8 protein-coding genes and 1 tRNA gene are annotated in these 11,300 nt (G+C 57.7%); 4 read left to right on the forward strand and 5 right to left on the reverse strand.

The window, feature by feature from the left end; all coding sequences use genetic code 11:
* The 3 genes from NW815_RS05440 to NW815_RS05450 all read right to left on the reverse strand — a co-directional run.
* Nucleotides 1-2,139: ATP-dependent Clp protease ATP-binding subunit (locus NW815_RS05440; protein WP_414415788.1), on the reverse strand; the 2,139-nt coding region annotated here is incomplete at its 3' end.
* A gap of 118 nt (nt 2,140-2,257) precedes the next feature.
* A tRNA-Arg gene (locus tag NW815_RS05445) sits at nt 2,258-2,331 on the reverse strand.
* A gap of 175 nt (nt 2,332-2,506) precedes the next feature.
* The gene (locus NW815_RS05450; protein ID WP_414387970.1) at nt 2,507-3,604 is read right to left on the reverse strand and encodes a tocopherol cyclase family protein; all 1,098 of its coding nucleotides are present in this window, start codon (nt 3,602-3,604) and stop codon (nt 2,507-2,509) included.
* A gap of 204 nt (nt 3,605-3,808) precedes the next feature.
* Between NW815_RS05450 and NW815_RS05455 the strand changes: the two genes are divergently transcribed.
* The 4 genes from NW815_RS05455 to NW815_RS05470 all read left to right on the forward strand — a co-directional run bounded on the left by NW815_RS05455 (nt 3,809) and on the right by NW815_RS05470 (nt 9,446).
* Nucleotides 3,809-5,119 (forward strand): CmpA/NrtA family ABC transporter substrate-binding protein, encoded by a 1,311-nt coding sequence (locus tag NW815_RS05455; protein WP_414387972.1) that lies wholly within the window; start codon nt 3,809-3,811, stop codon nt 5,117-5,119.
* A gap of 522 nt (nt 5,120-5,641) precedes the next feature.
* A complete protein-coding gene (gene ntrB / locus NW815_RS05460; RefSeq protein ID WP_414387973.1) occupies nt 5,642-6,469 on the forward strand; it encodes a nitrate ABC transporter permease in 828 nt (275 codons plus the stop codon).
* A gap of 68 nt (nt 6,470-6,537) precedes the next feature.
* Nucleotides 6,538-8,535, forward strand: coding sequence for a nitrate ABC transporter ATP-binding protein (locus tag NW815_RS05465; RefSeq protein WP_414349581.1), 1,998 nt, complete (start codon nt 6,538-6,540; stop codon nt 8,533-8,535).
* Nucleotides 8,536-8,606: 71 nt separating this feature from the next.
* A complete protein-coding gene (locus NW815_RS05470; RefSeq protein WP_414344143.1) occupies nt 8,607-9,446 on the forward strand; it encodes a nitrate ABC transporter ATP-binding protein in 840 nt (279 codons plus the stop codon).
* 75 nt (nt 9,447-9,521) lie between these two features.
* On the opposite strand, the gene NW815_RS05475 is transcribed toward NW815_RS05470, so the two are convergent.
* On the reverse strand, nt 9,522-10,313 hold the full coding sequence (locus tag NW815_RS05475) for an ADP-ribosylglycohydrolase family protein (RefSeq protein ID WP_414387975.1): 792 nt from the start codon (nt 10,311-10,313) through the stop codon (nt 9,522-9,524).
* A gap of 103 nt (nt 10,314-10,416) precedes the next feature.
* A partial coding sequence (gene crn3, locus NW815_RS05480; RefSeq protein WP_414415789.1) for a CRISPR-associated ring nuclease Crn3/Csx3 occupies nt 10,417-11,300 on the reverse strand: 884 nt, incomplete at its 5' end.

Below are 11,300 nucleotides of genomic sequence, written 5' to 3' on the forward strand. Positions count from 1 at the left end.
GATCTCGTCCACGCGGTTGAGGAACTCCGGACGGAAGTACTGCTTCAGCTCCTCGTTCACCAGGTTGCGGATGCGGTTGTAGTTGGCATCCTCGTCGTTGGTGTTGAACTCGAAGCCGAGGCTGCCGCCGCCCTTCTCGATGACCTTCGAGCCGATGTTAGAGGTCATCACGATCAGGGTGTTCTTGAAGTCCACCGTGCGGCCCTTGGCATCGGTCAGGCGGCCATCCTCCAGGATTTGCAGCAATAGGTTAAACACATCCGGGTGCGCCTTCTCGATCTCATCGAAAAGCACCACCGTGTAGGGGCGACGCCGCACCGCTTCTGTGAGCTGACCCCCCTCGTTGTAGCCCACATAGCCCGGCGGGGATCCGATCAGCTTGCTGACCGTGTGCCGCTCCATGTATTCCGACATGTCGAGGCGGATCATGGCTGACTCGGAGCCGAAGAAGTAGGCTGCCAAAGCCTTGGTCAGCTCGGTTTTGCCCACCCCTGTTGGGCCGGAGAAGATGAAGCTGGCGATGGGGCGGTTGGGATTTTTCAGCCCCACCCGAGCGCGGCGGATGGCCCGGGAGATGGCCCGCACCGCTTCGTCTTGGCCGATGATGCGCTGGTGCAGGGTTTCTTCCATGTTCAGCAGCTTCACTGACTCGCTCTCGGTCAGCTTGGCCACCGGCACCCCCGTCCAGGCGCTGACCACTTGGGCCACGTCCTCTTCGGTTACCTCAGGCATTTCGCTGCGGCTGCTCTCCTCGGCTTTTTTGGCAGCGGCAATGGCGCGGATCTGCTGCTTGATCTCCATCTCCCGATCCCGCAGCTCACCGGCTTTGTCGAAGTTCTGGGCCCGCACCGCAGCGTCTTTCTCCTTGAGCACTCGCCGCAACTCTTGATCCAGCTCCCGGGCCGCCGGAGGCAGTTGAGAGTTGATCAGGCGCACCCGCGAAGCAGCCTCGTCGATCAAATCGATGGCCTTATCCGGCAGGAAGCGGTCGGAGATGTACTGGTCGGCCAGCTTGGCGGCTGCATCCAAGGCGGCATCGGAGATCTTCAGCTTGTGGTGCTGCTCGTAGCGCTCCCGCAAGCCAAACAGGATCTCGATCGTCTCGGAGACTGTCGGCTCGCCCACCATGATGGGCTGGAAGCGACGCTCCAGGGCGGCATCCCGTTCGATGTGCTTGCGGTACTCATCCAGGGTGGTGGCGCCGATGCACTGCAACTCGCCACGGGCCAAGGCAGGCTTGAGGATGTTGGCGGCATCAATCGCCCCTTCGGCAGCCCCGGCCCCGATCAGGGTATGCACCTCGTCGATGACCAGGATGATGTTGCCGGCATTGCGGATCTCATCCATGATTTTCTTGAGGCGCTCTTCAAACTCGCCGCGGTACTTGGTGCCGGCCACCAGCAAGCCAATATCCAGGCTGATCACCCGCTTGTCGGCCAAAATATCGGGCACATCCCCCTGCACGATGCGCTGGGCCAAACCCTCGGCGATGGCGGTTTTGCCTACCCCCGGCTCGCCAATGAGTACGGGGTTGTTCTTGGTGCGGCGGCCCAGGATCTGGATCACCCGCTCGATCTCCCGCGTCCGACCGACCACCGGATCCAGCTTGCCCTCCTGGGCCAGTTGAGTTAGGTTGGAGCCGAATTCGTCCAGGGTGGGCGTTTTGGTGCGGCTGGAGGATCCCCCCCCCGCCGTCACTTCGGCGGTCTCGCCCAACATGCGGATCACCTGGGTGCGCACCTTGGAGAGATCCACCCCCAGGTTTTCCAAAACGCGGGCTGCCACCCCTTCCCCTTCTCGGATTAGGCCCAGGAGCAGGTGCTCAGTGCCGATGTAGTTGTGGCCGAGCTGGCGGGCCTCTTCTAGAGAGAGTTCCAGCACTCGCTTGGCGCGGGGAGTGAAAGGGATCTCGACGGCCACAAAACCGGATCCCCGACCGATAATTTTCTCGACTTCAATGCGGGCGTCCTTCAAGTTCACTCCCATGGACTTGAGAACTTTGGCGGCGACCCCAGTGCCCTCGCCGATTAACCCCAACAAAATTTGCTCGGTGCCAACGAAATTGTGACCTAACCGTCTGGCTTCTTCTTGGGCCAGCATGATCACCTTGATGGCTTTTTCTGTAAAGCGTTCAAACATGATCCTCGGGCTCCCTACGCCTGCATCAAGGCGGACTTGATAGGGGTAATCCTAGCACAAGTTCTGGCGAAACCAAGGGACGGTAAATACCCCAGACGGAAGCTGTCTGGGGCCAAAACGCGCCTGGAGAGATTTGAACTCCCGACACCGTGGTCCGTAGCCACGTGCTCTAGTCCACTGAGCTACAGGCGCAAGAGGGGCGGGCCAACCACGGTTGACTGTCTGTCCATACTATCTGTCCATAGTTACTCAGATACTATCCAGTACTATCCAGAGACAGAGATGGACATCTATCAATGTGGCTTAGGCATTCTAGCACAAGAGCGTTTTTTGGAAAGTCCAACGGGGGTGTAGATATCCGCCAGCGTTAACATTGCCCTTGCCAAGGTTGCCGGACTTCTCCCCCCACTTCGAGGCCGGCTTGGGAGCTGGTGGCCGTGAGCACCGGCGTCCAGACTTGGCCGTTGCGCTGCCAAAGCTGTAGGTGCAGATGCCCTGATAGGGTATCCCGACAGTTGCGCTGCATCCCTTCTGGGCCAGGGGCGAATACAGTTTGGCCAGGCCGCCGCGTGTGCCCTTCTAGCTGAATACACCAGAGGGCGCTCTCTCCCCGGATTCGCCAAGATCCCCAGGGATCCACTTGCCAGGTCAGCCGAGCGGATCCGGGTCGCCATTCCAAAAAGGGCTGGGATCCCCATCCATGCAAGCTGATCAGGGCCACTTCTTCGGGGCGGGTGAGCACCTGCCGCTCAGCTCCGGCACAGGTGAGGCTGAGACCGGGATGTTGGGGAAAGGCGTTGCACTGGATCCAAAACCAGCGGCGAGGAAAGCTTTGGCCCCAATTTTTTTCGGCGTAGGCGGGAGCCTGCTGAAATGCATAGCGCCTGCCTCTCCACTCCACCCAGCCGGTGGCCAAGCCATGGCTCATGAGGATCTGCCAGCCCGGCTCAAAGATGGGCAGATAAGACCAGGCTCCCATGGTGGCTCGGGGTGGGATCCCATAGGCAAAACGAGGCTGAATGCGGTAAAGCCAGCGAATGGGCTCAGAGCCCAAGGGATCCGGCAAAATCCCCTGGTTGAGGTGGGCGGTGTATTGGTAGCCGCTGGCGGTGCGCTGGAAGAAGGTGAAGGGATCCTGAAGGCCGCGACAGCTGGGGCCTGGGATCCCTGAGTGCCCCAAGGCCAGATGGGTTGAGCTGGCCCAAAAGCGGCGGGGATTGGGGAAGGTGCGCCAATGCAACTCCTCCTCCGGCCCCAACACCTGCGCCATGCCCCCGCGCTTGGGATCGATGGCGTACATGAAGGCAAAGCTAATGGGCGGATCCCCGGGCAAGGTGACGCGGCTGTACCAGCCCTCAAAAAACCGCTCTGTGCAGCCATCCCAGTGATAGCCGGCATGGGGCAGGGATCCCCAATCTGTTGAGTTGTTTTGCCCAGAGCAAGCCGCCGTTGGAGGAAACGCCATTGAGACCTAAGCCATCGCAACAATGATAAACGGAAGTCTATGCTTACCAAAATAATAATTGTATTGTTTCTATATTTATTTGCCCTTAGGATATCAACCAAGCTGAGATTTAAGGATTTCTTGAGATTTCACGAAGGAAATCCGTGGGTCAGGCGACTTGAACCGGAAAGCTTCCATCTTGCCTTCACATATCCTTTCGATGAGGTGAGCATGACGTCACGTCGTAACTTTTTGCTGTCTGCGGGTGCGGCCACCGTGGGTGGACTCGTGAGTGGCAGCTTAGCACGGGCCAGCACAGGCTACTGGGTTGCCCAGGCCAGCGGCCCAGAAACCCCCAATCTCAGGTTAGGCTTTATACCGATTGTGGAGTCTGCCCCCCTGATCATCGCCAAGGAAAAGGGCTTTTTCGACAAGCACGGCATGACCGGTGTAGAGGTGTTGAAGCAGGCCAGTTGGCCGGCAGCCCGTGACAATGTGGTCATCGGCTCAGCGGGTGGGGGAATCGACGGTGGCCAGTGGCAGATGCCGATGCCTCACATGATCCACATTGGCGCCATCACCAACAATCGGCCGGTGCGCATGGCAGTTCTGTGTCAGCTGATCACCCAAGGCAACGGGATTGCCATTGCCGGAATGCATGCTGGCAAGGGTTTGGGGCTAGATGTTTCTGGAGCTGCAGACTACATCAAAAATTTCAGCGCCAGCAACGGACGCAAATTCAAGGCCGCTCATACCTTCCCCAACGTCAATCAAGATTTTTGGATCCGTTACTGGTTTGCTGCTGGGGGGGTAGATCCGGATCAAGACATCGACCTGTTGGCGGTTCCCTCTGCCGAAACGGTGCAGGGAATGCGCAATGGCACCATGGATGCTTTTAGCACCGGGGATCCCTGGCCCTACCGGATTGTGGCCGATGGGATCGGGTTTATGGCGGCCCTTACCCAACAGATTTGGCCCTTTCACCCCGAAGAATACTTGGCCATTCGCGCCGATTGGGTAGAGCAAAACCCCAGGGCCACACAAGCCACTTTGATGGCGGTGATGGAAGCGCAGCAATGGTGCGACGATCCGGCCAACCGAGAAGAACTGACACGCATTCTCTCAGGGCGTGCCTACCTGAATGTGCCGGTTGAAGTTCTCACCCCTCCCTTTCAAGGCAACTACGAATTGGGAGACGGCAAGCCAGCTGTTCAAGATTTCAATGCCGGGCCCTTGTACTGGGAAGATGGCCGGGGCAGCGTCTCTTACCCCTATAAGAGCCATGACCTTTGGTTCCTGACGGAATCCCTGCGTTGGGGCTTTCACGCTCGCTTCCTTCCCGATCTGGATACTGCCCGTCGTCTGGTGGATGAAGTGAACCGTGAAGATCTCTGGCGTGAGGCCGCCCAGGCACTGGGGGTGAAGAACATCCCCAACAACACCTCGCGGGGAACAGAGCGTTTCTTTGACGGTGTGGTGTTTGACCCACAGGATCCGCAGGCTTACCTGAACAGCCTGAAAATCAAAAGGGTCTAGCTGAATAGCTTGATTGGGCCAAGTTCCTCACCTTCTTTCGCAGGAAGTCCATGGCTTACCGTTTCCTTGTTCGAATCTCTCGCGCGACAGGGATCCTGCCTACCTGTGGGATCCCACGAGGTCGAAAAAAGCGGTGCCGAGCTTTCTGCCCAAACGATGGAAAGTTGATGGATGCTATGAGCCTCGCACTTTTTGAATAACTTTAAATGCCATGTTGAGGATCGGCTATGTTGGCTCTACTTCACGTTCCGCGCGAACTCTTCAGGGATCCTCCTTTTGAGAGGCCGGCCCAGCCCCGCTGGGACAAGCTCATCCTTTCAATAGCCGTAGGAATCCTGAGTTTTCTGATTGTCGTGAGAGTTTTGTTGAGTTTGCAATCCCTGTGTTTGCCCATCCAACGAAAAGGCAAGGCCAATCCCAGTTCATGCTCTGTTTCCAACACGTTGTAGAACCCTGCGGCTGGAATGTTCTGAGAGCGCGACAACAGAGAACCTTGTAAAACCCTATCCTCCTCTAGGAGCTATGACGACGACACTTTCTTCTCCGGCAAAGTCTTCGGCAGCGAAGCTCGATTTGGCGAAGTACCGAGATCAGATTCTCCCCCCTGTGGTGGGCATTGTTGGATTTCTGCTCATCTGGCAGATCTTGGCCAGTGCCAACCTAATTCGGCTGCCGGGGCCTTGGGATGTGTGGATGGACGAGCGCAGCCGATATCTGATCCTGCATCCTTTGTATCGCAACAGCGACCTCGACCAAGGGCTGCTGCGCCAAACCTTGGCCAGCCTACAAAGGGTGGCCATCGGCTATTGCAGTGCCGCTTTGGTGGGCATCACGTTGGGCATTTTGGTGGGAAGCAGTGTGTGGATCAACCGAGCTTTGGATCCCATTTTCCAATTTTTGCGCATGGTAGCTCCCTTGGCTTGGGTGCCCATATCTTTGGCTGCTTTGCAACGCAATGAGCCGGCTGCCCTGTTCGTTATTTTTATTACCTCAATTTGGCCCATTCTCATCAACACGGCTGTAGGGGTGAGACAGATCCCGGAAGACTACATCAACGTCTCCAAAGTGCTCAAGCTCTCCAAAGTGGACTTCTTTTTTAAGGTGTTGCTGCCCTCAGCCCTGCCCTACATGTTCACAGGTCTGCGCATTGGTATTGGCCTATCTTGGCTGGCCATTATTGCCGCAGAGATTGTGATGTCGGGTGTGCCGGGGATCGGCTTTTTCATCTGGGATGCCTACCAGCAGAACTACGTTACGGAGATCATTGTTGCCGTCATCTACATCGGAGCGGTGGGATTGCTTTTGGATCGCCTGATGTCTGTTTTGCAAAACAAGATAGCCAACCAATGATGTGTTGGATGTGTTGTCAGTATGTGGTTGGTTTGAGGCTAGACGGGTGATAGGTTGGGAGGTTTTCTGTGTCTGTATTGGTCAGTGTGGAGCAGGTGGAAAAATCTTTTGCTCTGCCCGGAGGGCAGGAATACCTTGCTCTGAAAGGGATCGATCTGCAAATCCATCGAGGGGAGTTTGTCTCCTTAATCGGCCACTCCGGCTGTGGCAAATCCACCCTATTGAACATGGTGGCGGGGCTGTCTTTGCCTACGGGGGGGATCGTGGCTTTGGATGGACATACCATCACCGCTCCCGGCCCCGATCGCATGGTGGTGTTTCAGCATTACTCGCTTTTGCCTTGGCTAACGGTTCGGCAAAACATTGCGCTGGCGGTGAATGCCGTTCTTAAAAACCATTCTCCGGCGGAGCGTCAGCAGATTGTGGAAGAGCACATCGATCTGGTGGGTTTGCGCCATGCCGCAGATAAGCCCCCAGCCCAATTGTCTGGGGGGATGAAGCAGCGGGTGGCCATTGCCCGTGCCCTGGCTTTGCGGCCCAAAGTGTTGTTGTTGGATGAGCCGTTTGGCGCTTTGGATGCGCTCACGCGCGGGAACTTGCAAGAGCAGTTAATGCGCATCTGTGAAGAACATCAGATGACCACCCTCATGGTCACCCACGATGTGGACGAAGCGGTTCTTCTGTCAGATCGTGTGGTCATGCTCACCAATGGGCCGGGATCCCGAATTGGGAACATTTTAACCATTGACATTCCTCGGCCCCGCCGTCGGCTGGAGGTGGTCAACCATCCCAGCTACTACAGCTACCGCAGCGAGATCATCTACTTTTTGAACCAACAAAAACGCATCAAGCAATGGCGTGCTCGCCGCAGCACTGTGGTGGCCAGGCATGGCTTGGAAAAGATCAACTTGGAGATCGGCTTTGTGCCCCTCACTGCCTGCGCTCCGTTGGCTGTGGCCAAAGAAAAAGGGTTTTTTGCCAAACACGGCTTGGAAGAAGTGAATTTGGTGCGGGAAACCAGTTGGCGAGGGATCCAAGACGGCATTCAGGGAGGTTATCTGGATGCGGCCCAAATGCCCGCCGGTATGCCGGTGTGGATGTCTTTGGGCGGAGGGGATAACCCGCCTCAGCCGGTGGTTACTGCCCTCACCTTGACCCGCAACGGCAATGCCATCACCTTGCATAAGCGGTTCTACGAGCAAGGGATCCACACCCTCAGCCAGTTGAAGGCTTACATTCTGGATAGTCCCAGCCGTCGGCTCACCTTTGGGGTGGTGCATCCCAGCTCTATGCACAATTTGCTGTTGCGCTACTGGCTGGCAGCCGGTGGGATCCACCCGGATCATGACGTGGTGCTGAAAACGCTGCCCCCGGCTCAGATGGTGGCCAACCTAACAGCCGGCAACATCGATGGCTACTGTGTGGGAGAGCCCTGGAATTTGCGGGCAGCCTTAGAGGGCAGTGGCTTTACGGTGGCTACAGACCTGGAGATTTGGCTGGGCCATCCCGGCAAAGTGTTGGGGGTGCGAGAAGATTGGGCCAGAGCCTACCCCAACACCCACATTGCCTTGGTGAAAGCGCTGTTGGAAGCCTGCCGCTACTGTGAAGACCCGGCCCATCACGACGAGATTCGCGAGCTGCTCAGCCGCCGCGCCTACCTGAGCACCGACCCATCCTACATTCATCTGGGGGATCCCCAGCGCCTAATCTGTGACTTGGACAGGCCGATGCGGGAATATGCCCACCACCGCTTCTTTCTGGGAGCCGGCAACCGTCCCAGCCGCACCGAGCATCTGTGGATGATGACCCAAATGGCCCGCTGGGGGGAGCTGCCCTTCCCTCGCAACTGGGTGGAGATCGTGGAGCGGGTATGTCAGGTGGGGGTGTTCAGCACGGCAGCCCGCGAGCTGGGACTGGATGTCTCCTACCAAAGGCAGCCCATTCAGTTGTTCGATGGGATCCCCTTTAATGGTGAGGATCCCCTGGCCTACCTCAACAGTTTGGCGATTAAGCACGATATTTATGTAGCCGAGGTTGCCTTAGATCGTCGTCCTGTGTTGCTCTAGATACCCACTTGGGCGCCCTTGCAAAAGCACATTCCCCGTTGTGAGAAAATCATGAGTTGGAGCACCCTACGATGACTGCCCTCTTGACAACCTCTACCCCAGCGAACGTAGCCGCAGAACCCTACCTAAGCCTTGAGAATGTCAGCAAGACCTACTCAACTCCCAAGGGGGATTATCCCGTCTTGCGAGATATCAACCTCAGTGTGAACGAGGGAGAGTTTGTCTGCTTGGTTGGGCATTCCGGCTGTGGCAAAACCACCCTGCTGAATATGGTTTCCGGATTTGCCCAGCCCACCAGTGGCTCGGTGAAGCTGAAAGGGCAGCCGATTACAGCTCCTGGCCCGGAGCGCATGGTAGTGTTTCAAGGGTATGCCCTGTTGCCTTGGCTCACGGTTTATGAAAATGTTTATTTGGCCGTTCGGTCGGTATTTCCCCAAAAGAGCCAGTCGGAAAAGCATCGAATTGTGGAAGAACATTTGGATTTGGTGGGGCTGGGGGAAGCCGCTCAGAAATATCCCTCGCAAATTTCGGGAGGGATGAAACAGCGGGTAGCCATTGCTCGTGCGTTGGCCATCCGTCCAGAAGTGCTGATTTTGGATGAACCCTTCGGGGCCTTGGATGCCATTACCAAAGAGGAGCTTCAAGAGGAGCTGTTGCGCATTTGGGATGAACATCGCTGCACGGTTTTGATGATTACCCACGACATTGATGAGGCGCTGTTTTTGGCCGACCGCCTGGTGCTGATGACCAATGGCCCTGCAGCCACCATCGGGCAGATCGTGACCATCCCCTTCCCGCGCCCTCGGGATCGCGAGCGGATTCTTGAAGATCCGCAGTACTACCGCCTGCGCAACTCGGTTCTCAGCTATCTCTACGGCCATGAAGCCAACCCAGAGGCGGCTTACCGGTAAATCCAACCTGGAGCAGTTGACGGAGCGAGAGGGCGACAAGGCAACCCAAAACCCAAAAACCACACACCTTGGCCATCAGGTGCAGCCCCTGGTCAGGCGATCCGCAAACCTCTCTTGGAACTCGCCCACAACATTGCGCAACCGCTCGTCCAAAACGGCCAGCGTCTGGGATGCGATCTCGTCCGGCACGCCGCCGAAAAACGCCTCCGCAATGCCCCCGGCAATGCAGGCCATGGTGTCTGCGTCTCCACCAAGGGAGATGGCGTTGCGCACCGCGTCTTCAAAACCGTCTGCCTCTAGGAACGCGATGATCGACTGGGGCACCGAGCCCTGACAGGAGATATCGAAGCAGTAGTGCTCCCGGATATCGTCCAGCCGCTCGGATAGGCAGTATCCGAACTCTTGCTCGATGTACGTCTTGATGTCGGCCTTGGTGTACCCTGACCGGGCGAGAAACACGGCGGCTGCCGTAGCCTGAGCGCCGCGGATGCCCTCCGGGTGGTTGTGGGTTACCTCGGCACTGGCCCGCGCCTGGGCCAGCACTTCTTCCAGCGTGTTGCAGGCGATGCCAATGGGGCTAACCCGCATGGCGGCTCCGTTGCCCCAACTGTAGTACGGCTCACGGCAGCGATGCTCGGCCCAGTGGATGAAGCTGCTCCCGTACCCAGCCTCTGGGTAGGCGTGGAAGTACTCATGGTACCAATCGACGTAGCTACCGCCCCGCAGCAGCCGCTCGGCCACAGCGACCGTCAGAACCGTGTCATCGGTAAATTGGCTGGCCTCGACGAACAGCGGAAAGTTCTTCGTTTTGGTGCCCGAGTGCTCATGGACAGAGCCGATAACATCCCCGGCAATGGCTCCCAGCATCAGTACCCTCTCCTTTTTCTTTTCCCAGTTCTCAATCTCCCGGTTCTCAATCTCGCCGTTTCCGAAAAGGCTCGCCCGCCCATCCAATTCTGAATCCGCACCCCTAGGCAATCAAGCGGCGCACCGCCCGAAGCAGCTCCGCGGGGGGAGGAGAGTTGGGATCCCAGCGAATTTCCAACTCAGGTGAGTCTTTGAGCACTTGAGGAGGGCCGGACGAGGTGTGCAGGATGGCCACACAGCGCAAATTGCCCCGGTCTCGACAAAACTCGTGCCAGAGAGGGATAGCCTCGGGATCCCGGCTGACCACCAGGTAGTGGGAGCAGGCTTCCAGGATCGGCTGCTTTTGCGGATCCACCTTGCCGCCCACATCCACAATCACCAAACTCTTTTGCCGGCGCAAAGCCAGAATGGCCTGGGCATGGAAGCTGAAAAATTCGGGGGTAAAAGAGCCCCGGTACTGGTGCTTGAGGATCTTCGCCTCTTCTGGTGGCAAGTCTAAAGTCCAATTGCCTTCCCCATCCCAATGGGCCCGTTGCAGATAAATATCGGGATGCTCCGGCAGCAGAGCTTCGAAGAGGGCGCGGGCAAGACGGCTTTTGCCACTGTCGGGGGGGCCCACCACCATCACCGCCGCTGCCAATTCTGTTCGCGTCAGCGGGCCGTAGGCCTTGCCCGGCCTTCCCTGCACCCAGGGGATGACCTGGCCCACCCGCACTTCGGGGGTATGGCTGGAGACCACCACCGCGCCCAAGCGTGGGTCATAACAGGCCACCCAACGGGTGAAGTGGCACTCATGCACCAGCCAGCCATACAGCCAAATGGGGGCCCGCCCCGTCAGAACCACCCCCAGCTGGGCATTGATCCCGGCAGGCAGCTGAAGCTGAGCCAAATCCTCTGGAAAAACCAGGCGATCCGGTCGGGTCAGCTCAATTTCGATGACCTGAAAAGACAGTTCCGAAGAATGGGATCTTCGAGGGTCCAAGGACT

Source organism: Synechococcus sp. R6-7 (genome assembly GCF_047461695.1).
In the GTDB taxonomy this organism is placed as follows: Bacteria; Cyanobacteriota; Cyanobacteriia; order Thermostichales; family Thermostichaceae; genus Thermostichus.

What these genes read in the sequence shown, in the direction of transcription:
- NW815_RS05450 (WP_414387970.1), bottom strand. Translation starts at nt 3,604, where the DNA reads ATGGCGTTTCCTCCAACGGCGGCTTGCTCTGGGCAAAACAACTCAACA.
- ntrB (WP_414387973.1), top strand. Translation starts at nt 5,642, where the DNA reads ATGACGACGACACTTTCTTCTCCGGCAAAGTCTTCGGCAGCGAAGCTC.
- NW815_RS05470 (WP_414344143.1), top strand. Translation starts at nt 8,607, where the DNA reads ATGACTGCCCTCTTGACAACCTCTACCCCAGCGAACGTAGCCGCAGAA.
- NW815_RS05475 (WP_414387975.1), bottom strand. Translation starts at nt 10,313, where the DNA reads ATGCTGGGAGCCATTGCCGGGGATGTTATCGGCTCTGTCCATGAGCAC.